Here is a 23,025-nt window from a genome sequence, read left to right on the forward strand (position 1 = left end):
CTTTGGCCATTTTTTTGCTCCTTAGTATGTTTATATTTATGATAATTATAGCAGATTATTCTCGAAAAGATTTTATCTCTATATACAGTTACCAATATTAACTGGCCGTAAAGTAAGTTTTCTAATTATCAATTAAACAATTTGCAGAGATACTGGACAAAACAGAATTAACTCATTTAAAGGGGATTGATTGGACTTTTACCCAATATCTGGAGAAAGTTGATAGAATTAATGTGTACTAAGAAAGATACAGCTTTCAACTAAATCAGGATTAAAATTGTTCCCAAGTTTTACTTAATATATATTTATCTATAATTAGGTCAAAGTTAAAATTGCTATCAACCTATTTTTAGTATCTCATGGTAGTCGTGACCCACGACCGCTCCTAGAATTACAGACACTAGCTGGACTTTTGTCTAGGCAAATAAATTTAACTGAAAATTTTACAAGTAATGATACTCTCAAATATCCTTTGATTGGTACAGGGGTTTTAGAACTGGGGCTTAAATCTTTGCACGAACAAATTGAAGATTTTTGGGAATATGGGCGATCGCTCTACGTTAGTCAACTCAAAATAATTCCTTTATTTCTATTACCTGGAGTTCATGTTACTGAAGATATTCCAGCAGAAATAGAGGCATTCAAGCAGAAGGTTAAAGCAGAGGAAAAAAGTCAGTCCAAATCTAAATTTAACTCTGAAACTGATAGTCAAACTAAAATCACTCTCTGCCCCTATATTGGTTCCCATCCAGAAATGGCAGGTTTACTTGCGACAAAAGTAACTTCTGTGACTGCTGATGCTTGGGTACTTATTTCTCATGGTAGTCGTCGTCCTGGTGGCAATGACCCTGTGGAAAAAATATCCCAGTCTCTGGAAAGTAGTTGTCAAGTTTTGGTTTGTACTGCTTATTGGTCTGTTTCTCCCGACCTGAAATCAAAAGTTGAGTTTTTAGTTGGACAAGGATATCGAAGAATTGGGATTTTACCTTATTTTCTGTTTAATGGGGGTATTACTGATGCGATCGCTGATACAGTCAATCAATTTACTCAAATATATCCCACTATTAAGTTCTATCTGACCCCACCTCTTGGGGCAACTGATGAGTTAGCGAATTTAATTTTGGACTTGATTAACTTCGGTGAAGCTGAATAGAAGGGAGCAGCGATTAGAGGGTAATTTTAGAGATTCTCAAGAGAATCAACAAGAGCATTTTTATACTCCCAGGGAACAGGGAACAGTGGTGCGACCCCGCGTTGGCGACAGACGGATTGGTATGTTTGAGTCGGCGATTAAGTTTTTTTGTCAGGAGTCATATCATGTCCGGTTGAATAATTATAAATAAGTTAGCGAGGAGTCAGGAGTCAACCCACCCCTCGCCCCTCCCAGGAGGGGAACTCAGAAGTCAACCCACCCCTCGCCCCTCCCAACCCACCCCTAACCCCTCCCAGGAGGGGAAGAAAGGATAAAAATCAAGATAATTTCAGTATTTCAAGATAATTTCAGTATTTATTCGGTACTGTCAGTTCTGAAATTTTATTTATAATATCATGTCCGGTTGAACAGTTATAAATAAATAACGACGGAGGAGTCAGAGTCAACCCACCCCCAACCCCTCCCAGGAGGGGAGAAAGAAGAAGGAAGAAGGAAGAAGAAGAAGGAGAAAGTTTTGTTGATCACTAATCATCCGGACATGATATAACTGATTATCCTAACATGATATCATATCATGTCCGGTTGAATAATTAGACGAGGAGCTGCGCTTTTTCCTATGGTCATGCTCCGCAAATATGTCGCGTTTGCGCCCTTCATTCCGCAGGAAAGCGTTAACGATAGTTATGCGCTAGCAAAACATAACACCTGCCTCCAAGGCTGAACCTCTTTTCGGTCTTACAGCGGTTTTCATTTGGGTAGACCACAGTAGGGGCGAACGGCGGTTTGCTTCGCATAACTATCATTAACGCCCCTACAGGGTTTTGGTTATGATGATGTGGTTCATCAATCTGAAAAGCGCTGTATGATCGCTCCACATTACTTCGCTACCGACGGCTCCCCTAGACACTACTAGCCTGGCAGCTTTATTCTGTTGAGAATAGCATATTATTTTAAGAACCACAACATTGATTGGTTTTCGCAGACGACGCTCCCCTTTTGTTTCCCCCAATGATGCGGGGGGCGAGGGGGGATGGAGAGCGCGGGTCTCCAAGCAACATTGAGATGAATAACCGGAGTTAGACAAAGTAGACAAAGAGGGAAAGTGAACTTGTAAGCAGAAATAGACTCAAACTCATAATATAATGTCTACGCTTTTTTCTCCCAAGTCTTCCTTTTCCTCCTTGTCCTCTAAGTCTTGCCAAAACCAGAAAGTAAAAATCTTACCTTGTGAGCTGATCTCCTCACCTACCCACCTCTTTTTAAATAGTTCTCAAATGGGTTCTATAGAAGAGAACTGTGACATACTCCCACACGCTCGCTGGCGCTATAGTGTAAGCTCTCTCGTTTCGCAGCCCCAGTATTCCGTCGGGCAAGCGCGTGCTTTAAGGACGGAATGACCTACCGCCCTATTTTTTATATTTATTGCTGCATTTAATATCAAATCCGTTTAATTGGACATAAAAAATTCTTCAATCGTCATAACTACGCTCATATTTGTAATTCTTTCTCCTCCTGACTCCTGTACGGGCGATTTCCGTTCCGGAATGCTCCTAATTACGCGAATCGCCCCTACAACTCCTGACTCCTCCTAACTTAACCATTCTATGGCTGTTTAACCGGATTTGATATAAGTCGCGGTCTATGAAAATACCGCAGTGCGGGCAAGAATGAGTTCGTACCACATTTCTATGACTGCGGTTTGTTCTTTGTTGGGCCTTAATTTATATTGGTAGGCAGTGCCCATGGTGGAAAATTTCCAGGGTTATTGCAAGATAATCATACAAGTTTTTCAACTAGGGCGAAAGCTTCTGCTGGGATAGTATGCAAATTGAATGGGCATCGAACCCATTCAATTTGCCACCGATTCATCTTACACCAAATTTAAAATTATGGTGTGAGGGTTCTCGGCGGTTTAGCTAAAAAATCAACCTTTTGCAAATAACTACCCAGAAGTTTCAGCTACTTCTTCTGCTTCTCCTTCTCCGAACACTACTCGCAGTAATGGCGGTGCTAAGAATGTTGTAATAATAACCATGAGAATAATTGCTACATCCAAAGCAGGGGATAAAGCGCCACTAGCAGAACCAACTGAGGCAAAAACTAAACCAACTTCACCCCGTGGCACCATACCAACACCAACAGCTAAACGGTTAATTTTATCTAAACCAAAGACACTAAAACCACAGGCAACCTTACCCACAATAGCAACAACTATTAAGAAGATCGCGATAACTAAACCTTCACGGTTAGTAGGAATAGCTGGGTTGAGAACTCCAAGATTGGTTTTTGTCCCTACTGTGACGAAGAAAATGGGAACGACGACATCAGAAATAGGACGAATTAGTTCTTCTAATTCTCTACCTATCTCTGTTTGATCCAAGTTATCTAAAACTAATCCTGCAGCAAAAGCTCCCAATATGGCTTCCAAATGGATCGCTGTACCAATGTAGGACATAAATAAGGCGATCGTCAAAGCGGGAATAACTGCTCGTCCACGAGTTTTAAATTTTTCACCAAAGAAAACAAAGGTGTCATTAAAGAAACGACCAAGCAATATTGCACCTACCAAAAATACGCTGGCACTAACTATCAGATAGACGGCATTGACTACATCAACTTCGCCAGTTTTTGCTAAACTTGCTACTACTGCCAGGATAATAATACCCAAAACATCATCTATAACAGCGGCACCCAAAATAATTTGACCTTCTTGGGTATTGAGACGGTTAATTTCTGCTAGTACCCTGGAAGTAATACCAATACTGGTTGCTGTCAGAGCTGCTCCTGCAAAAATTGCTGGCACTGCTGAGACATGGAATATCATCATCATTCCTGCTGTACCAGCGACAAATGGTAATGTCACTCCCACAATTGCTACAACTAGGGACTGAATACCTACTTGCATTAAGTCTCTAATATTGGACTCTAGGCCAATTTCAAATAACAAAATGATGACCCCCAGTTCGGAGAGAACTTCGAGGACTTCACTTTGGACTTGAAATGTAGCTTCTGCAGCGTCAGGGGCTAAACCTGCTGTTGCTTCTAAAATACTGATAATTACTGATGTGGAACTATCTGCCCCACTTTCTGGAAAGATTACCAGGTTTAGGGCGGAAATACCTATAACTACACCTCCTACCAGTTCACCTAATACTGGTGGAAAACCTAGCCAGTTAAAAAATTCGCCCCCTGCTTTACTGGCTATGTAAATTGCCACTAGACTCAAAAGCACTGCTGCAACTACCATTGCTGGCTCGGCTTCTGCTTCTGTTTCTGTTACTGTGGCTAGTATCGGTTGAAATTTGCCTGATAATGGAAATAGGAAAATTTCATTCAAACAATTAAACCCTGCTATTGAACTAAACATTAAGTTTTTCTAAATCATCTTGACTTAATGTAACAGGACTTTAGGCACGGATCGCTAATCTTTTGTTATAAAAATATTTTTGATGAGTATAAAAGATATCTAATTTGAGGTTAGGGAGAGGAAATCAAGAGGTTTATGTTTGGAGAAGTTAAAGATTAACCACGGCACAGCATATCTCAATAGTTAAAGTATTTTGATTCTTTCTTCGTTAGGCTACTATTTTGACATCCTCCCCGGCCTAAAGGCACGGGGATTCCTACCGAGCCGAAGCCCCTCGGCGGGTTGACGCCTCACAGGCTGCTGCTACTTTTGCAGTAGTCTTACGCTTGCCTCCACGTCCGTTTTTTGTCTCGGACTGCCCGCCCGCGACTAATATATTTATCGCTGCATTCTCGTCTCTATCATGTTTTGCACCACAGTTTAGACACTCCCATTCTCGCACCTTCAGGTCTAGCTTCCCACCTTTAAAGCCACAATTTGAGCAAATTTGAGAAGTAGGCTCAAGGGCGACTAATTACTCTAAAATCACGACCATATTTTTCTGCTTTTCCTTCTAAGAATGTTCTGAATTGTCTCCATCCTAAATCTGAAATTGCCTTGGATAATTTACGGTTTTTCACCATACCAGAAACGTTTAAATCTTCTAAAACAACTGTTTGGTTTTCACAAATTATTTTAGTAGATAATTTATGTAGAAAATCTGTTCTTGTATCTTTCAGTTTGGCATGGAATTTAGCTACTCTAACCCTTGCTTTTTCATACCTTTTTGACCCTTTAGTTTTATGAGATAATGACAAACTTTACCTTTCTTAATTTCTTAATTCGTTTCTTCAGTGGCTTAGGAGCATCAACCTTTGTACCATCGCTAAATGTAGCAAAAGTTTTAATACCTAAATCTATGCCTACTGAATTATCAGTTTTAGGTAATACTTCTGGTTGTATTTCTACTACAAAACTCAAGAAATATCTAGTAGGGGCGATTCGCGTTTGCGCAGCATTCCGCAGGAAATCGCCCCTACAATCTTTGATTACTGTTACTGATGATGGAGCAGTAGGTAATTCTCACAGGCCATACAATTTTCAGCTTTCCAATCTTGGCTAAATAGATTTTATGTTGACCAACTTTAAACCCTCCCTTTGTAAACCTAGCAGTTTGCTTTGACTTTCTACTTTTAAATTTAGGAGGTTTAATAGGTCTGCCTTTTCTTTGACCTTTAGTCGATTTGAAAAAATTTGTAGGGGCAAACGGCCGTTTGCCCCTACGGTTTAAATCATTCAAAGATTGCTGCAATGGTATAGCAGAAACTTCTGATAACCATTCTCTGTCTTCAGTCTTTTTCGATTGAGTAATAAACTGTTTTTGTAGTTGAGAATTCGTGGGTTTCTTCTCTCCCGAGCTATACTTTTCTTGACAACAAGCTAGACTATCATTCCACACAACACGGACACAACCAAATAGCTTGGCTAATCGGTATTTTTGTCCCGGTGTTGGATATATACGATACTTAAATCTAGCTTTCATAATTCCTATTTAAACTAACAGTATGATAACATATTTATAGAAATAAAATCAACTAAAAAGTCGCCCTAGAAGGGCGAGGCGCATACCCCAAATTTTCGGTAAATTTGAAGAAGGAACAATCAAGCAGCCAAGAACTGGAAAAGTGGATGAGTATACTGAAAAGTTGTCGCTTTGCTTAATCAAACTAAGGGCAAACTGATAGATACAGAGAGTGAAAGTTAGGTATTCAACCCATAAGAGAAAAGATAGTAATAAAATTGGCGTTGCTGAGTGGTAATGATTTTTTAGATTCACAGGACTTACACTCAAGACGAAATTATACACTATTTTTAAGGTTTAGGCTTTGTGAGGGTTGACGGCCGTTAACCCCTATTATATGTGTTCTTTATGGGTAAGTCTCGATCGAGTATCAAAGCAAAACATAAGTTTTTCAATTTTACCTTCACCTGCTTATCATTACATTTCAGCAACGCCATAAAATTACCTCATAATTAAAATTTCAAGCTTCTTCTTTGAATAAATAAAGAAAAAAAATCCTATTTACTAATCCTATGCGTTTTCAGGAGAGATAATTATTAATTATTAATTATTAGACATCTCCAAGAATCAAAAATAAAATCAATTATTATCCATACATTATCAATTGTTTCTCCCTGCTCCGGTGTTCCCTATCCCCTATTTTCTGGAGATATCTATTAATTATTAAACATCAGGAGATTGTCTTAAGTAAATACTCTATGTTTTAGGGATGGCATTTGTCTACGAACTTGTTCTAATCTGGATGGGTTAATTTCTGCAATTGCTACTCCTGGTTTATCTTCTGTATCTGCCAAAATTAAACCCCAAGGGTCAATTATCATTGCATGGCCATGAGTTTGTCTTCTGCCATAGTGGTTTCCTGTTTGAGCTGGAGCAATGATATAACAGGTATTTTCTATTGCTCGTGCTTGGAGCAATACTTGCCAGTGGTCTTTTCCTGTATATGCAGTGAAGGCCGCTGGTACGAATAGGACTTCAGCCCCGGCATTTGAGAGATGTCTGTAGAGTTCAGGAAATCTTACATCATAGCATACTGATATGCCTAAATTCCCATAATCTTTTGATGAATAGACTGAAGGTAACTTGAATCCTGCTTTGACAGTGTTTGATTCTCGGTAGGTATTACCGTCAGGCAAGTTAACGTCAAATAAATGTGCTTTTTCATACCTAGCTACTTCTTGGCCATTAGTATCGATGAGGGATGCAACGTTATAAACTTTGCCATCTGTTGTGGGTACTGGATACCCACCTCCTAGAATTGTGATTTGGAATTTTTGAGCCGTTGTTTTGAGAAATTTTTCACTTTCTGTAGCGATCGCTTCTGCTTGGGCAATTTTTTCTTTTTCTTCACCCAAAAAGGGAAAATTTTCTGGCAAGGTAACTAACTCTGCGCCTTGACGGACTGCTAAGTCTATTAATTCTTCTGCCTGTGCTAGATTTTTTGACAAGTCAGGCACACTTGTCATTGATATTGCTGCTGCGAGATAGGATTTCATTAAGTCTGTATTTTCAGCTATTATGCTGGAACTTTTGATATTTGCCTTATTATTTATAGCAAATTCGCCGATCGAAAGGTAGTTGTTTAGTAATGGATAATTGATAATTGATAATTGATAATTAATCTCCAAATGTTTAAAGCCTCTCATGAGCAAGGATAAAAAGAAATCTGATTTCCTTATATTCAATTCTGTAACGGTTTTAACCAGAGGTAATTATCCATTATCAATTAATGAATCATTTTTATCACCCTTATTTCTCTACCTTCAGCTTAAGTTCCTTTTTTATTCAAGATGATAACTGAGTTAGCAATAGCTAAATTTTAAAGTGGTTTCAGAAATCAGATTTTCAACTGTAGTAGTCTATCAAGTTATATGTAATAAGTTACTATTTCTCAATAACACTTATTTATAAGGCTTTGATACTCAACATACTCATCATTGTTTGCTTGACGGACTATTAGTCTATAAATTTTGATTTCTGAATTAACCACTATTTTTCATCTGAATATCGATTCAGAATTTAATCTACATTTTATTTCAGACTTTAGATTAATCCAGACCAATCTGAGTTAACTTTTTTGCTTTTACATTGGGTGGAAAAGTAAGTCTGGGAAGAAACGATTAAACTCAATTAAAATTCCGGCTGTGATAATCATCCAGGCTGCGGCCAAAACTGGGGCTGTTGATAGATACTTAAGTAGGTCTTGCATGAATATTTCTCCTAAAACTGATTGTCAAATCAGGTATTGTTTAGACAATGTTTTTAAACATTGTTTTGGAACTGTTACAGTTAGTAATTAGTATTTTTATACTAATTACAATTACTTAGTTTTTATTAATTCCTTAGTTGATGTTTTAGCGTGGGGAAACAGTAATTTCGTTTTCTTCAGCAAACATTTTACCAGAGGTAAATTCTCCTAATGCTAACACTGGCCATAGAGCTGCACCTAGCATTTTTTGGATTGCTAAAGGAACGTCGATAATAATCTCTTTTTCCTCTGGATTTTTACCAGATTTAACTGCTTGTAGATAGGAACGGCCAGCCCAACCAATCCAACCTGTAATATATAGGAATAAAATGCTAGGAATGAGGAAATCTCCAGCACGATCCAGACTACCATCTACTATTAAATGAGGTAGTCCGTCTTCTCCACAAAGTGCTTGTGAATAACGTTCAAATCGTTTCTTACCAGATTCTGGATCGGCGGTAGTAGGGCGAGCATTTTCAGCTCGTTCCTGAAAAGCAGGTGATTCTGAACATGGCACCAAGTTATATGCTGATGCTGCTGATGCACCAGCTACCCAAAGACTTATGGCTAAAACTAAAGCCAACAATCGTCTCATAAAATTGTTTCCTTTTATTACAAAGTGTTGACAATTACCCATACTTCTGTAGCTAGATTAAGCTGAAAGTAGGGATTTTCTTATGGAAATGATAAATTTGAAGCTGACAGTAATCAAGCTATTTTTATAAATTTATCAGTCAATGACAACAATTTTAGCTATAGAAACAAGTTGTGATGAAACATCTGTGGCGATTGTTAAGAATCGTCAAGTTTTAAGTAATATCGTAAAGTCACAAATTAATATTCACAGTTTTTATGGAGGTGTGGTGCCAGAAATAGCTTCACGGCAACATTTAGAAATAATCAATCAGGCGATCGCTCAGGCTTTTATAGAGATAGATTTAGATTGGCCAGATATTGATGGTATTGGAGCTACTTGCGCCCCTGGTTTGGTTGGTGCTTTGTTAGTGGGAATAACGGCAGCGAAAACTCTGGCTATTGTCCATAAAAAGCCATTTGTGGGAGTTCATCATTTAGAAGGTCATATTTACGCGACTTATCTTAGTCAACCAGAATTAAAACCACCTTTTCTCTGTTTGTTGGTTTCTGGAGGCCATACAAGTTTGATTTATGTTAAAGATTGTGGTGTGTATGAAACATTAGGCCAAACAAGGGATGATGCTGCAGGAGAAGCTTTTGATAAGGTGGCTAGATTATTGAAACTTGGCTATCCGGGAGGTCCTGTAATTGATAAATTGGCAGCAGAGGGTAATAGATCGGCTTTTTCTCTACCCGAAGGGAAAATTTCTTTACCCGAAGGTGGCTATCATCCTTATGATTGTAGTTTTAGTGGACTAAAAACTGCTGTCTTGCGATTAATTCAAAAATTGGAAACAGAGGGCAATGAGTTATTACCTGAGTCTCCAATAATTAGGGATATTGCAGCTAGTTTTCAAGAAACTGTAGCGAAAGGGTTAACAAAAAGAGCGATCGCCTGTGCGCTAGATTATGGATTAAATACAATTGCTATTGGTGGAGGTGTCGCTGCAAATAGTGGGTTGCGACAAAACTTAAGTACAGCAGCAAGCAAGAATAATTTGCAGGTACTGTTTCCTCCCTTCAAATTATGTACAGATAATGCGGCCATGATTGGTTGTGCGGCGGCTGACCATCTGAGTCGAGGCCATATTTCATCTCTGAACTTAGGAGCTAGTTCTCGAATGGCTATAAAAGATGTGATGGAGTTGTATAGCGCTACGCGCTAGGGAACAGGGAATAGGGAACAGGGAGTAGGATACGGGGAGTAGGATACGGGGACGCGGAGAGGGGGGGACGGGGGACGGTTTCGGCCATTTTATGTGAAGAAATTTTCTTGAATTTCAGCAGAAAATTTCAGTATTTTGAGGCCGATAAGAGCCAATACTAATGGATAATTGATAATTAATCCCCATTCAGTTTAAAGCCTTTCATAAGCAAGGAGAAAACGGTTAAAAGCCGAGGTAATTATCCATTATTCATTATCCATTATCAATTAATGAACGTAAGCTATCCTGACTTTTAGCTTTATGAGCGCAAGCCCTAATTATTAATTATTAATTATTAATTATTAATTATTAATTATTAATTATTGAACCTATTTTCTGCAAAATTTAAAATTAAGACTGCTACATCAGTAATGAAAATTAGAAACGCTGAAGAAAAAGATTTAGCTGTAATTGTAGAAATTTATAACGCTTCAATTCCTAGTCGTATTGCTACTGGAGATATAGAATGTATTTCGGTTGAAAGTCGTATTCCTTGGTATCAAGAACACTCACCTGATAGTCGTCCAATTTGGGTTATGGAATTAGATGAAAAAATTGTTGGGTGGCTGAGTTTTCAGTCTTTTTATGGCAGAGCTGCATACAAAGCTACAGCAGAAGTGAGTATATATATTGCTCCTGAATATAAAGGTAAAGGAATAGGAAAAAAATTACTTTCAGAGGCAATTTTGTACAGTCCTAAATTAGGGATTAATACTTTACTGGGTTTTATATTTGCTCATAACCAACCTAGTTTAAAGTTATTTGATAAGTTTGGCTTTCAACGTTGGGGTTATTTACCAAAAGTGGCTAATTTAGATGGTATGAAGCGAGATGTTGTAATTGTTGGACTTCATATTGAAGAAGCAAAAAAAAATGATAGGAGTGATTAACGAAGTCAGAAGTCAGAAGTCAGTAGGGGCGAACGGCCGTTTGCTTCGCATAACTATCGTTAACGCCCGTACAGAAGTTATTTTTGTAACGGGGATTTGAGATTTTCTCCAAAAATGTTTCGCCTTAAAAGGCGGGGTTGCGCGACCCAATCCTGTTTGATAAGAATATAAATAAAGTGACAATTCTTCCCACTATCTCTTCTAAGATTCCCATTTATCCTTAGTTCTGACCTAAAAATTCTGGTCAATAGTCTCCCCTTTTAAGGGGATAAAATAAAGAGAATATTTCAGATTTCAAGCCTCTTTATTGTAGAGGTACTGATAACTGATAACTTAAATGACCCCTACCCCTACCAAAAGAATTTTTCAGAAAACCCCAATTATTGTAAAAAACTTCGGAGATGGTCAGCCACAGCATCAGGCTGTTCTAACATTGCTAGATGACCACATTCAGGAATTTCTAGGACATTTCCACCATGGCCTTGAAACATCCAGTGAAAACTAGCTAAATGTTGTACATATTTAGGAGCCATTATTTGGTCTTTTGCTCCAGCAATAAAATAAACAGGTTGCTTCAATTGTGATACTACCAGTGGCAGGCGATGAACTTCTGATTCTGTAGTGGAGTCTAATAATGTCCCCAGAGCTGCTTCGTAAGATGCTCTAACAAAATCAGTTATTCGTTGTCGTCCCCATTTACGAGAGATGGGTGTGGCCACTTGAGTCCTTGTAAACATTAAGTCTATCAGAGGTAAATAAGATAGCCAACTAGGACGAAATTTGATAATTTGTGCCCCTGCAAACCTAAATCTTTCAAATTCTTCTTTAATGTAAATTCCACCACCAGAGTTGATACAGACTACTGCCTTGATAATATCGAGCATTCTATTTGCTCCTAATAAGGCAATGGTACCTCCTAAAGAGTGGCCAATGAGCCAGGCACTAGATATATTAAGTTTCTGTAATAATATTGTCAGGTCTTCTACATAAGCTGCGGGACTGTAGTTGAAAGCTAATTTCTGTTGGGTTGAGTGGATTTGAGAATCGCCGAATCCACGCAAGTCGTAAGATAGACATTGGTAATCTGGTGAAAGTCTTTGGATTAAAGGTTGCCAGTAGTTACGGCTTAAAAGCCAGCCATGTATAAAAATAAGTACATGGGGGTATTTAGTGGGGTTTGTCAATTCGTAGGCGTGTGGAACCCCTTGGATATCTATAGTTGCCATATTTGTATCTTATCCTTAATTGACAAAGGTATAGCAAGCTCTAGTTCAATAATTGATAATGGATAATTGATAATTGATAATTAGGGTTTGCGCTCAAAAGTATTTTTGCCAAGGCAGGGAGTAGGGAGTAGGGAGTAGGGAGTAGGGAGTAGGGAGTAGGGAGTAGGGAGTAGGGAGTAGGGAGTTATAGAGGAGGTACTCAGAAAAATTATCCCCAGATTATTTTGCCCAACTATATCCGCAAATACGCTCCTTTTTGAGGAATATATGCCTAAAATATGGTACTTTTTTTCGCTCCTTAAACGCTACAACCTATATCAGTCAATCATTTCATATTTAATCAGCCAGCCCTAATTACCTCTTTCTAAAACGGATAGGATTGAATAAAAGGAAAATTTTTTCTCTCTTGGTCGATGGTCGGCCAAGATAAAAGAAAAAATTTTCCCTACAACGTCAATCTTCTTCTTTTCAAAGATAAAGAGAGGTAATTATTAATTATTAATTATTAATTATTAATTATTATCAGTATCTTTCTCCCATTAATCTTTGTCGCATACCTTCAGCAATTTTTTGGCCTAAGTATTCTGGAATCAAACTTTCATTTGGACCCAAAAGGTAAAGAATAAGACGAGTTCGTCCACGCCAAACTAATAGGTTGGCGTTAACTACTAACAAATCTTCTTGCCAGATGGCATACATAACTTTATAGAATAGACCTGGTTGATTATCTGCTTCAATCAGTAGTGCTGGTAGATGAAATACAGGATCGACATAAAATTCTGTCGCTACTTCTTCTAAACCACTATCTAGATTAAATTCTACAGCTAACATTTCTTCTACCTCGAAACGGCCTGCCAATGATTCTTGAATGGCACGACAAACATTTTCTGAGGTTTTCTCTGTTAGTGCTTTGCCCCCCCGAGATATTACTAATTTGATAAAGACCAACATCGGTGGGTAAATTTGTCCATAAAGACTGAGGCTATGAATAGTTAGTCCATAGGCAGCTAAGACACCAAAAATATCACTGAGCAAAAATGATTGATTTCGGTAGGTAAAGTGCAGGGCACTTTTGCTGCCTTCTGGTCTTAGTTCTATTACAGCTTGTTTACTTTTATACAGTTGATATGCTAACTTCAAATTTTGCAGTTGGATATCACTACTGACAAATTGCTCATAAAACTGTGGAAACGCTCGGTTGAAGCGCCTTAGCAGTTCTAGTGTTGATGATTTTAAACCCGGAGCCATAATCGAAGAGAGGGAACGGGATATATACTATCTAATAATGTCATCCAACTTCTACTAACTTAACCACGCCTGCATGGGTTTTTGGAAAAATTTGTTTACCGGCTCTGAGCCAACATCTCCCCCTCAAAATCCAGATTATGAGGGATACACTACTATTGGGGAAGGAAATGCTTCTTCTCAAGCTGTTCATTCACCTAATAGAAGTACTGGACGTATATTTTTTAGTACAGATCGAGACATAGATATATATGAACTTGAAGAACTCTGTAATGCTGTTGGTTGGTCTCGTCGCCCTTTACGCAAGGTGAAAAAGGCCATTCAACATAGTTTTCTTGTTGTCTCTATGTGGCAGATGCGAGGCAGTCACCGAAGACTTATTGGCTTTGCCAGAGCAACATCGGACCATGCTTTTAATGCTACTCTTTGGGATGTGGTTGTTCATCCTGATGTCCAAGGTAAGGGCTTGGGGAAAGCATTGATGAAGTACATTATCAAAAAACTTCGTAGCGAGGACATCAGCAACATTACCTTATTTGCTGACCCTCATGTTGTTGATTTTTACCAAAATTTAGGTTTTATTCCTGACCCAGAAGGAATTAAAGGAATGTTCTGGTATCCAGATTAGCTGTTTTTGGTTCTATCAAAATATGATTAACCAAATATTAATATAATAAATCTAGAATTTGGTTGAGACTACTATCGCTTTTTAATCAAGTCGCCGAGGGGCACTGGTCGATTATTTATCGGACACGGAGGAAGGGTGGTTACAGGCAAGCCAGCATTTTCCAGTGAGGTGTCAACCTGCCCTGAGTCATTCCAGTAGGGGTGTTAACGATAGTTATGCGCAAGCTTTCGGCCGTTTGCCCCTACAGTCTGTTTGAATGATGGATGGGAATCCCGCGCTGCATGAGCAGGTCAGCGTCGGGAGGATGTCAATGAGTATATGGACCAATTTGTTTGGTGTAAAATTTTTTGAATTTTTTGCACAACTTGTAAAAATTGAGCTATAATAATTTTATAGTTCAGCCGGGATGTAGCGCAGCTTGGTAGCGCGCCTGCTTTGGGAGCAGGATGTCGCAGGTTCAAATCCTGTCATCCCGATACTTGCAGCAAAATACAGTAGTTAAATGAGGTACAAATATTTAAAACCTCATCCTTAAGTACGGAAATTTCAATGATACTATTGTGATGCGGGCCATATTTCAGCAACAGCTATACTTTGCTGAGATTAAATCTGTTGTATTTTCTAATCCTCTAAAGCTTTCGCCCTAGTAGAAAAACTTGTATGATTATCTTGCAATAACCCCGGAAATTTTCCACTATGCTGACTGCCTACCAATATAAATTAAGGCCCAATAAAAAACAGTTAGCCACAATAGAATTGTGCTTGGAATTGTTGCATCGGCAGTACAACTATTGGTTGGGTCATTTCAGTTATCTGTTAGCCTCCTCCGGAGGAACTGCGTTAACAGTTATCAGTTATCAGTACCTCTAGCTTCAGCTTTGGGATTAAAAATACGGAATATTCTTTTTTTTATCCTCTTAAAAGAGGAGGCGTAACTACCCAGTTTTTCGGTGAAAGGTTATCTAGGTGGGAAGAAAACCTTTGTCCAGTTAAGGCTTGCCCGTTAGTGATGCCAATTCCTCAACTAAGAGATAATCCAGATTATTACTCTCAAACACGAGATTTGGTAAATACCAAAGACAAATTTCCGGAATACAAGCTAATTCACTCTCAGGTATGCCAGGATTGCATAAAACGAGTAAAACTTGCCTTTGATAGATGGTTTAAAGCAGACAAAAACGGGCAGCGATTAGGTAAACCAAGGTTCAAAGGAAAAAGAGGTTATCGCAGTTTTACTTATCCTCAAATAAAACTAAATTGCATAGAAGAAAATCAAATTAATTTGCCCAAAATAGGAAAGGTAAAGTTAATTCAGCATCGTCCAATACCAGAAAAGTAGAAACAAGGAGAACTAACTGATAGACCAAAGCTGGCTAAATATAGAAAAAAGGGAGGATTAGCTTTGGTAACTTATCCCAAACAAGCATTAAGATTAACAGGTAATCAGATTAGAATTCCTTTGGGGAGAAGGGTTAAACAATGGTTTGGCTTTGATAGTTTTTTTATGTATGCCATCAAATTTAATGTTTAATGACATCAAAGAACTGAGAATCCTGCCCAGAAATCAATGTTTTTATGCTGAATTTATTTATGAGATTGAAGGTCAAAAAGTTAAGTTAAATTCCGACTATGTACTAGGAGTAGATCCAGGATTAAACAATTGGTTGGCGGCGGTTTCTAACGTCGGTATAAGTTTGATTATTGATGGAAAACACCTAAAATCTGTTAATCGTTGGTATAACAAGCAGGTGTCAATTATCAAAGATGGGAAACCCCTTGGATTTTGGTCAAAACGGTTAGCTAAGATCACAGAGAAACGGAATCGACAAATGAGGGATGCTGTGAACAAAGCAGCGAAAATGGTCATTAATCACTGTCTGGATAATCAGATTGGAGTTATTGTTTTTGGATGGAATAAAGAGCAAAAAAAAGAGAGTAATTTAGGAAAAAAGACCAATCAATCTTTTGTATCAATTCCTACAGCTAAACTTAAAGAACGTATAGCTCAATTATGTTCTCAATACGGGATTAAATTTATAGAAACGGAGGAATGTTATACTTCCAAGGCTTCGTTTTTAGATAATGATTGGCTACCTATTTTCGGTGAAAAACCTGTTTGCGTAGCATGACCTAGGAAAGGGTGGCAAGCATCAGGAAAACGAAGAAAAAGAGGTTTGTATCAAACCGGTAATCATCAGTATATTAATGCTGATGCCAATGGTGCAGCCAATATAATTCGTAAAGCGATTCAGTGCGGTCTTGGGAAAAGCCGTGCACTGAATCAATTCGTAAGCACGACACTTAATTTTGATTGAACTCGAGTGTCTAGGGGTGTTTTGACTCGTCCTGTGAAGTTAAAATTCTGGTCAGCTAAAAAGACGCGAAGCAATGCGGTTTTAACCCCCAATCGCAGTATCCTTTTAGAATCCCCGTCGATTTATCGCGGGGAGAAGTCAATATCTGTAAACTACTATGTTTTTATTTATTTTTAGCTTAAGCAAATAAAAAAATTGTGTTATACTCGCCTATAGATATAACTTTTTTTCCATAAATCATACTCCAATGATTCTCAATTGATGAATTTAGTAAATCAACCAGAGATTAGTTTTGACCTAAGATAACAATTTTGGATAATTTATAGTCAGTGCAATTAAACCATAAAATTAAATTATTTTAATGATTAATTCAAAGGCAGTTTGAAATTAAGTAATAGTTCAATTTTATCATTTAATTTTCTGAAAAATAATGATTTTATATAATTAATTAATGACAGTCAAATTATGTTTTTATACGATAAAAAGCTCGGGATGTCTGAGGAATTATGGAATAAATATTTTGATGATTAATATCGATATATAAAAAATAAAAATTGAAAAAGATTAAATCATGTTTTTTAGTTGCTTTTTGAATAAATTAACATAATTTTTCATCTCTCTACTATAAGTTATTTGATGTTCATAACTTTTGTTTTTGCTATATTTTTTAAATAAAATGGAGAACCTATGAAATCATTAGTTCGCTTAAGTGCAGTGTTAGGAATAGTGGCCAGCACTTTGATTGGACCTTCTGTCAAAGAGATGTCTGCACTAGCATTATCTGCAGAAGAAGTACTACAGAAGTTAACTCCTGTTCCTGTATTTACAATCACCGATCAAAATGGCTCTCCTCTTGTAGCTTCTGTGAAAAAAGAAGGTGATGAAAATTCTTCTGTGGCAGGGGTTTTTATTAGTAAGAGTGATGCAGATGCTTTTGTAGAAAAATTAAAAGGAGAAAATCCAGATCTGGCAGCTACGGTTAAGGTAGTGCCTGTATCTCTGGGTGAAGTTTATGAAATGAGCCAATCTAGCCAGAAGAATGGGCAAAAGCTACAGTTTGCTTATGTTCCAATTAGAAGGCAGGTTGAATCTGCTAAGATGTTACTTCAGCAAAATGGTCAGGATGTTAACCAGTTCACTGGAGTACCTTTGTTTATAGCTAAAGGTGGGCCTGATGATGGATATTTAACTATTCAACGTGGGGAACAGCAAGTTATTCCTATGTTTTTTAATAAGGAAGATTTACAGGGAATGTTGGAGCGAGCTAAGACTCAACAACCTGATGTTTTTTCTTCTGTGAAAATTGAGGTTGTGAATCTTGAGGGTGTGATTAAGGCATTGGAGGAAGATGACGATCCTTTCTTAGAAAAAATTATTTTTATTCCTCCAAGGGAGTCTTTGGAGTTTGTACAACAATTACAACAGTCTGGTAATTAAGTAGCTATCAGCTATCAGCTATCAGCTAGAGCGCCTAAAAATTTGTGTATAGAATTAGATATCTATTTGCGGAGCATAAAGCTGACTGCTGAACTGCTGAACTGCTGTTTGCTTTTTAATAAGTTAAAATTGAGATTTTAAGCGATCGCGATTGATGGACTTTTCTTCAGAGTGTGTAGTTTCAGGTCTAGACCTTTGGCAATGGTATCGCAGTGCTCGGGGTGATGGTTTAAAGGCAGGTATCTGTGTTACTGAGGTTGATTGGTTGTTGCAAGAATTTGCTGGACTAGATCGATTAACGCTTCGTTTAGAGTCTTTTAAAAATTGGCCTCATATTCGACTGCGACTTTCTTTAGTTGAGTTGAATAACCTTTGGTATAGACGTTTAAATGAAAAGGTTCCGCTTCAATATTTAACGGGGGTTACTTATTGGCGGAATTTTTCTTTGAATGTGGGTTCTGGGGTGTTAATACCAAGGCCAGAAACTGAGTGTTTAATCGATTTGGTTGTAGCAGCTACTCATAATGTGTCCCATCTTCAAGAAGGAATTTGGGTGGATCTGGGAACTGGTAGTGGGGCGATCGCTTTTGGGCTGGCAGAAGTATTGACAGAGGCTTCTATCTATGCTGTAGATTGTAGTCCAGAAGCTTTAGCTATTGCTAGACAGAATGGGACAAAATTGGGTTTAGGGAACAAGATAAATTTTTGTCAAGGTTCTTGGTGGGAACCATTGGAGCATTTGCGGGGTAAAGTGAGTGGAATGGTGGCTAACCCTCCTTATATTCCTAGCGATATGGTTTCTAGTTTGCAAGTAGAAGTTAGGGAGTATGAGCCTCATCTTGCTCTTGATGGTGGTCCTGATGGCCTAGACTGTATTAGATATTTGATTGAAACTGCTCCACTATATTTGATTTCTGGTGGTGTTTGGTTGGTAGAAATGATGAGTGGGCAAGGGGATAAGGTTGCTGAAATGTTGCAGGATAATGGAGCTTATTGTCGGGTTGAGATTTTTTCGGATATTGAGGGTGTCGATCGGTTTGCTATGGCTTATTTGAAGTAGCAATTATTATTTTCTTGAGCTTCAAAAAATTTTCATAGGGTCTTGTTATTGAATAAGTTGAAATACTAATTTATATTCTCTTTCTACTATGGGGTGGTCCATATATATTGTGGCTTTTCCATCTTCACATGTCCCATCCTCGCCTACTAAAACACCTGCTTTGGCAGCCCAACGTAATTTCCATTTACCTGTTTCATTGTTGATTTTAATATCGAAGTTTACAGGATCGTGATTTTTCTTATTAGGAAAATTATAATTTTCTGATAATAATGGAACTTCAAGATTTATGTCTACTGGAAATGAATGCTCAAGAAGAGTTGCCTTTCCTTCTACTTCTGTTGTTCCATCTGCTTTACTTCTATCTATGACTTGACGAATTTCAACTTCTCCAACTTCTATATGGTCTTTCTTTATAGGTCTATATTTGAATTCAATTCTTTTTCCTTCTTGGAATAGATTTTTGCAATGTTTATTCTTACAACTATTTTGTGCTATTCCTAAAGAGCATCTAATTTCTGGAACGAAAATGGCTACAAGTATGCCAGTTACAGGAATAGCTATACCTATTAAAAAAACATTTATTCTTTTGTTCCAATTCTTTTGTTCAGAATTACTCATAGATTTGATGGATAGGTCAAAGGTAAAACATAGTATTTATCAATATTTGGATGATATAAATACTATTCCAATTCTACTTTCCCTGCTATAAATTTGCCTATTTTTTTCAAACAAAATCTAAAATTTTTTTAGAGAGTAAAGTTATGAAGTTTAGTATCTATTGAGATTCTAATTGAGGGAGCAATTTCTGGTAATGTAGTCAGTTTTCCTACTGATACTGTACTAGCATTGTCAGCTTGATTAACTGGAGCTGATTTAATTTTTCAACTTAAGGGTCGCAGTTAAGATAAAGCTTTTATTTTTATGAGGGCAACTGGTTGAAATAATTTAATTTGAGGCTCAATTCATTTTATTAAGCTCCCTGAGCTGAGAGTTTTTTCTCCCAGAAATGCTGAAATTACCTATATTTTTTTGCGAAATTAAAAATGAAAAATGAAATTAAATAATCAGTTGAGTCTGTATTGAGATTCTAATTGAGGAGGCCATATCTGGTAATTTAGTTAGCTTTCCTAACTGATATTGTACCAGCACTGGCAGCTCGACCTGACAAAAGTGCTGTAATTTTTCAACTAAAGGGTCGCAGTTAAGATAAAGCTTTTATTTTTATTTATGAGGGCAACTGGTTGAAATAATTTAATTTGAGGCTCAATTCATTTTATTAAGCTCCCTGAGCTGAGGTTTTTTTCTCCCAGAAATGCTGAAATTACCTATATTTTTTGCGAAATTAAAAAATGAAAAATGAAATCAAATAATTAGTTGAGTCTGTATTGAAACTCTAATTGAGGGACCAATTTCTGGTAATTTAGTTAGCTTTCCTAATGATATTGTACCACAACTGGCAGCTCGACCTGACAAAAGTGCTGTAATTTTTCAACTGAAGGGTCGCAGTTAAGATAAAGCTTTTATTTTTATTTATGAGGGCAACTGGTTGAAATAATTTAATTTGAGGCTCAATTCATTTTCTTAAGCTCTCTGGGCTGAGAGTTTTTCTCCCAGAGATGCTAAAATTACCTATAATTTTCAAAAAATTAAAAATCAAAAAACTAAAAATGAGTTTAGTATCTATTGAGACTCTCATTGAGGGAGCAATTTCTGGTAATCTAGTCAGCTTTCCCACTGATACTGTACCAGCATTAGGGGCTCTTCCTCAAAAAGCAGATTTAATTTTTCAAGCAAAACGTCGTAGTCCAGATAAACCTTTGATTTTGATGGGGGCAACTCCCGAATCTTTGTGGCCTTATGTTCGAGGGAGTGATGAAGAGTTGCAGTTATGGCAAGAGGTTGCTCAGAAGTATTGGCCTGGACCTTTAACCTTGGTGCTGCCAGCTTCGGAAATAGTTCCTGGAGAAATGAACCCTTTTGACCCAACTACTATTGGAATCAGGATACCTAATTGCGATATTGCTAGGGAAATTATGGCTCAAACAGGGCCTTTGGCTACTACAAGTGCTAATTTCTCAGGTCAACCTCCCTTGGGTCGAATGGCTGAAATTAATGCTCAATTTCCAGATGTTTTGGTATTGTCCCATGAACAGGAGATAATCTTGGCTTCTGGAGTTCCTTCTACTGTTGCTAAGTGGAAGGAAATTAGTTGTTGGGAAATCCTACGTCAGGGAGCGGTCAAGTTAAAATTTTAAGGGCTAGTAACTGTTGCCCATAATCTGGTATAATCAAAGATAAATTGCATAAATTGACATCCTATTTGGCTAAAAATCACAGCCAGATAGTAATAGAAGTATGACAATATTAAGCATGATGGCCAATCATAAACTAGCTAAGGCTGTTACCGAGCGGGGTTTTTATGAGTTCAGAAGACAGGGGCGACTACAAGTGTGAGTTCTATAGTTCTGAGCTAACCGTCGTTGATAGATGGTTTCCTAGTTCCAAAACTTGCTCTAACTGTGGAAAGATTAAAGAGTCTCTGCCTCGATCAGAGCGTGTAATCAAATTGTGAACACTGCAATTTTAGCTGTGATTGCTCGGCAACGCTAGGGCGAACGAGATTTGTTTGCGGAGGATGACAAACGGAAATGCTAGTTTAAATCTAGCTCAGGCGGTCAGTTCGACCGTGACAGCTTGCGGACTGGATAACGCCGACGTTGCCAGGTTGAGGCAGGAATAGAACTGATTATTTAGAGAAAATCATAGATTTATGTAGATAATCGTAGTTTTCTAAGAACGGTAGGCTATATTATTTAATATTTTTAGTCCCATGGGCTGGAACGATTTTTTATTTTTGGCATTAGGGTTAGGGTTTGGGGTAATAGGTGGTAGGTTATGGTTAAGGCCAAAAACTGAGAACTTGTCAACGCCTTCTGTGGTGTCGTCACCTGAAGTATCTAATTTAGATCGACTAGAAGGTGTTTTAGAAGAATTGAAACAGACTCAACTTGCATACCAGATGGCATCGGAAATGAGTAAGTTTAAGGCTGGTTTTTTGGCTCGAACTTCTCATGAGTTGCGATCGCCGATGAATAGTATGATTAGTACGCTACAGTTAATTATTTTTGATTTAGCTGATAACCCAGAAGAGGAACGTGAATTTGCTAATCAAGCGTATAATTCGGCGTTAAAAACTTTGGAACTGCTTGATCGAATTATTGATGTGGCTAAAACCGAGCATGGTACTGAAAAATATAAGATAGAACGGCTTCAGCTTAGTAAAGTGTTAGAGGCGGTGGACGATTTGACGTGTTTACAAGCTGCTAATCGTAGTATTCGTTTGAAAATATTACCTCCAGACTCTAATATTTATGTTTTGGCGGATGAGTCTCGTCTGAAGCAGGTTTTGATTAGTTTAGTTGATACTGCGATTGCCGAAATGGATGAAGGCAGTATTAATATTTCTGTCCATCCTGCACAAGAATCTGGTTATGTTCATATCTGGATTGACGATCAACGTCCAGTTAGTGCATGGAGTGAGTCTTGGGATTTACTCAAGCAGAATGTTGAGGAGAAAACAGAAAAGGTTGTGAATTGTGACTTTCAGCTTTCTCCTGGTATGAGGTTGTTAATGAATCAAACTCTGTTAGGAATAATGAATGGACGTTTAGAGGTATTGGCGACACCTCCTGATGGTGAGGAGTCCGATTTTAACCGGACTCAATGTTCTATTCCTATGAGTTTGACATCCTCTCCCGTTAAATAAGTGCAATTATAATGGGAGATTCCCAAACCTCACGATTTAGGTTTACTGCTTGAGTGGCACTTATCCAGACTGTTACCAGTCCCCGACAGTACGCCTACACAGTCAATTTGCTCTACGATCTGCAAAGGCCGCAGTAAAACCTCGATGACAAATCACTTTTGTAACTGCCATATCATGGTTTATTTCATAATTATAACATAATTCTATCTGAGAGTGGTGTTAACTTAGACTCTTGCAAATCAAGGTCAGTATCTGTTTTTATTTTGGTCGCGATTCATATCCCGGTAT

General features: G+C 37.8%; 25 protein-coding genes and 1 tRNA gene. 15 read left to right on the forward strand and 11 right to left on the reverse strand.

Translation table 11 applies throughout. The features are described from left to right. Positions 1-337: 337 nt before the first annotated feature. Both SAGCYANO_RS09220 and SAGCYANO_RS09225 read left to right on the forward strand, forming a co-directional pair. Positions 338-1,153, forward strand: a complete 816-nt coding sequence (locus SAGCYANO_RS09220) for a sirohydrochlorin chelatase (RefSeq protein ID WP_255502513.1) — start codon at positions 338-340, stop codon at positions 1,151-1,153. Further along, entirely contained in the window at positions 1,140-1,343 is a 204-nt protein-coding gene (locus SAGCYANO_RS09225; RefSeq protein WP_202219798.1) for a hypothetical protein, read from the forward strand. Before SAGCYANO_RS09220 ends, SAGCYANO_RS09225 begins: the two co-directional genes overlap by 14 nt. 1,752 nt (positions 1,344-3,095) lie before the next feature. Here the strand turns inward: SAGCYANO_RS09225 and SAGCYANO_RS09230 are convergent. The 8 genes from SAGCYANO_RS09230 to SAGCYANO_RS09250 all read right to left on the reverse strand — a co-directional run bounded on the left by SAGCYANO_RS09230 (position 3,096) and on the right by SAGCYANO_RS09250 (position 8,924). Beyond that, positions 3,096-4,520, reverse strand: coding sequence for a cation:proton antiporter (locus SAGCYANO_RS09230; protein ID WP_202219799.1), 1,425 nt, complete (start codon positions 4,518-4,520; stop codon positions 3,096-3,098). Positions 4,521-4,776: 256 nt separating this feature from the next. Then, a complete protein-coding gene (locus SAGCYANO_RS49090; protein WP_307785854.1) occupies positions 4,777-4,962 on the reverse strand; it encodes a zinc ribbon domain-containing protein in 186 nt (61 codons plus the stop codon). Between the two features lie 58 nt (positions 4,963-5,020). After that, a complete protein-coding gene (locus tag SAGCYANO_RS49095) occupies positions 5,021-5,317 on the reverse strand; it encodes a transposase (RefSeq protein WP_307785855.1) in 297 nt (98 codons plus the stop codon). Further along, positions 5,301-5,480, reverse strand: a complete 180-nt coding sequence (locus SAGCYANO_RS49100) for a transposase (protein ID WP_307785856.1) — start codon at positions 5,478-5,480, stop codon at positions 5,301-5,303. Before SAGCYANO_RS49100 ends, SAGCYANO_RS49095 begins: the two co-directional genes overlap by 17 nt. A 55-nt stretch (positions 5,481-5,535) precedes the next feature. Further along, entirely contained in the window at positions 5,536-6,042 is a 507-nt protein-coding gene (locus tag SAGCYANO_RS49105; protein ID WP_307785857.1) for a helix-turn-helix domain-containing protein, read from the reverse strand. Positions 6,043-6,764: 722 nt separating this feature from the next. Then, the gene (locus SAGCYANO_RS09240) at positions 6,765-7,577 is read right to left on the reverse strand and encodes a carbon-nitrogen hydrolase family protein (RefSeq protein ID WP_202219819.1); all 813 of its coding nucleotides are present in this window, start codon (positions 7,575-7,577) and stop codon (positions 6,765-6,767) included. 587 nt (positions 7,578-8,164) lie between these two features. Beyond that, positions 8,165-8,290, reverse strand: coding sequence for a photosystem I reaction center subunit IX (psaJ, locus tag SAGCYANO_RS09245; RefSeq protein WP_124143070.1), 126 nt, complete (start codon positions 8,288-8,290; stop codon positions 8,165-8,167). Positions 8,291-8,435: 145 nt separating this feature from the next. Beyond that, the gene (locus tag SAGCYANO_RS09250; RefSeq protein ID WP_202219800.1) at positions 8,436-8,924 is read right to left on the reverse strand and encodes a Photosystem I reaction center subunit III; all 489 of its coding nucleotides are present in this window, start codon (positions 8,922-8,924) and stop codon (positions 8,436-8,438) included. Positions 8,925-9,066: 142 nt separating this feature from the next. On the opposite strand from SAGCYANO_RS09250, the gene tsaD reads away from it, so the two are divergent. Beyond that, positions 9,067-10,131, forward strand: a complete 1,065-nt coding sequence (gene tsaD, locus SAGCYANO_RS09255) for a tRNA (adenosine(37)-N6)-threonylcarbamoyltransferase complex transferase subunit TsaD (protein WP_202219801.1) — start codon at positions 9,067-9,069, stop codon at positions 10,129-10,131. A gap of 410 nt (positions 10,132-10,541) precedes the next feature. Continuing rightward, positions 10,542-11,060 carry a GNAT family N-acetyltransferase gene (locus SAGCYANO_RS09260; protein WP_202219802.1) on the forward strand — a complete coding sequence of 173 codons (519 nt, stop codon included), beginning with the start codon at positions 10,542-10,544 and terminating at the stop codon, positions 11,058-11,060. A gap of 380 nt (positions 11,061-11,440) precedes the next feature. Here the strand turns inward: SAGCYANO_RS09260 and SAGCYANO_RS09265 are convergent, their stop codons facing one another. Both SAGCYANO_RS09265 and SAGCYANO_RS09270 read right to left on the reverse strand, forming a co-directional pair. Continuing rightward, positions 11,441-12,286, reverse strand: coding sequence for an alpha/beta fold hydrolase (locus SAGCYANO_RS09265; RefSeq protein WP_202219803.1), 846 nt, complete (start codon positions 12,284-12,286; stop codon positions 11,441-11,443). Positions 12,287-12,808: 522 nt separating this feature from the next. Then, positions 12,809-13,534 carry a hypothetical protein gene (locus SAGCYANO_RS09270; protein WP_202219804.1) on the reverse strand — a complete coding sequence of 242 codons (726 nt, stop codon included), beginning with the start codon at positions 13,532-13,534 and terminating at the stop codon, positions 12,809-12,811. 73 nt (positions 13,535-13,607) lie between these two features. Between SAGCYANO_RS09270 and SAGCYANO_RS09275 the strand changes: the two genes are divergently transcribed. The 8 genes from SAGCYANO_RS09275 (at position 13,608) to prmC (ending at position 18,971) form a co-directional block, all read left to right on the forward strand. Continuing rightward, on the forward strand, positions 13,608-14,159 hold the full coding sequence (locus tag SAGCYANO_RS09275) for a GNAT family N-acetyltransferase (protein ID WP_202219805.1): 552 nt from the start codon (positions 13,608-13,610) through the stop codon (positions 14,157-14,159). 402 nt (positions 14,160-14,561) lie between these two features. After that, positions 14,562-14,635: transfer RNA gene (locus SAGCYANO_RS09280), tRNA-Pro, on the forward strand. A gap of 220 nt (positions 14,636-14,855) precedes the next feature. Then, positions 14,856-15,029: a hypothetical protein gene (locus SAGCYANO_RS09285; RefSeq protein WP_202219806.1), complete on the forward strand. Its 174-nt coding sequence runs from the start codon at positions 14,856-14,858 to the stop codon at positions 15,027-15,029. A gap of 136 nt (positions 15,030-15,165) precedes the next feature. Then, positions 15,166-15,498: a hypothetical protein gene (locus SAGCYANO_RS09290; RefSeq protein WP_237396010.1), complete on the forward strand. Its 333-nt coding sequence runs from the start codon at positions 15,166-15,168 to the stop codon at positions 15,496-15,498. Positions 15,499-15,561: 63 nt separating this feature from the next. Beyond that, on the forward strand, positions 15,562-15,690 hold the full coding sequence (locus SAGCYANO_RS47450) for a hypothetical protein (RefSeq protein WP_255502512.1): 129 nt from the start codon (positions 15,562-15,564) through the stop codon (positions 15,688-15,690). Then, a complete protein-coding gene (locus tag SAGCYANO_RS09295) occupies positions 15,668-16,288 on the forward strand; it encodes an RNA-guided endonuclease TnpB family protein (RefSeq protein ID WP_202219808.1) in 621 nt (206 codons plus the stop codon). Before SAGCYANO_RS47450 ends, SAGCYANO_RS09295 begins: the two co-directional genes overlap by 23 nt. Positions 16,289-17,161: 873 nt before the next feature. Then, positions 17,162-17,911: a Tic22 family protein gene (locus SAGCYANO_RS09300; protein ID WP_202219809.1), complete on the forward strand. Its 750-nt coding sequence runs from the start codon at positions 17,162-17,164 to the stop codon at positions 17,909-17,911. A 154-nt stretch (positions 17,912-18,065) separates the two neighbouring features. Further along, on the forward strand, positions 18,066-18,971 hold the full coding sequence (gene prmC, locus SAGCYANO_RS09305) for a peptide chain release factor N(5)-glutamine methyltransferase (RefSeq protein ID WP_202219820.1): 906 nt from the start codon (positions 18,066-18,068) through the stop codon (positions 18,969-18,971). A 45-nt stretch (positions 18,972-19,016) separates the two neighbouring features. Here the strand turns inward: prmC and SAGCYANO_RS09310 are convergent, their stop codons facing one another. Beyond that, positions 19,017-19,589, reverse strand: a complete 573-nt coding sequence (locus SAGCYANO_RS09310; RefSeq protein WP_202219810.1) for a hypothetical protein — start codon at positions 19,587-19,589, stop codon at positions 19,017-19,019. Positions 19,590-20,638: 1,049 nt separating this feature from the next. Here SAGCYANO_RS09310 and SAGCYANO_RS09315 point away from each other — a divergent pair. The 3 genes from SAGCYANO_RS09315 to SAGCYANO_RS09325 all read left to right on the forward strand — a co-directional run bounded on the left by SAGCYANO_RS09315 (position 20,639) and on the right by SAGCYANO_RS09325 (position 22,737). Further along, positions 20,639-21,226 (forward strand): L-threonylcarbamoyladenylate synthase, encoded by a 588-nt coding sequence (locus tag SAGCYANO_RS09315; protein WP_202219811.1) that lies wholly within the window; start codon positions 20,639-20,641, stop codon positions 21,224-21,226. Positions 21,227-21,390: 164 nt separating this feature from the next. Then, positions 21,391-21,543, forward strand: a complete 153-nt coding sequence (locus tag SAGCYANO_RS09320; RefSeq protein ID WP_202219812.1) for a zinc ribbon domain-containing protein — start codon at positions 21,391-21,393, stop codon at positions 21,541-21,543. A gap of 258 nt (positions 21,544-21,801) precedes the next feature. Then, on the forward strand, positions 21,802-22,737 hold the full coding sequence (locus SAGCYANO_RS09325; RefSeq protein ID WP_202219813.1) for a sensor histidine kinase: 936 nt from the start codon (positions 21,802-21,804) through the stop codon (positions 22,735-22,737). Positions 22,738-23,025: the final 288 nt, after the last annotated feature.

Source organism: Okeania sp. KiyG1 (genome assembly GCF_014132355.1).
Lineage (GTDB): Bacteria > Cyanobacteriota > Cyanobacteriia > Cyanobacteriales > Microcoleaceae > Okeania.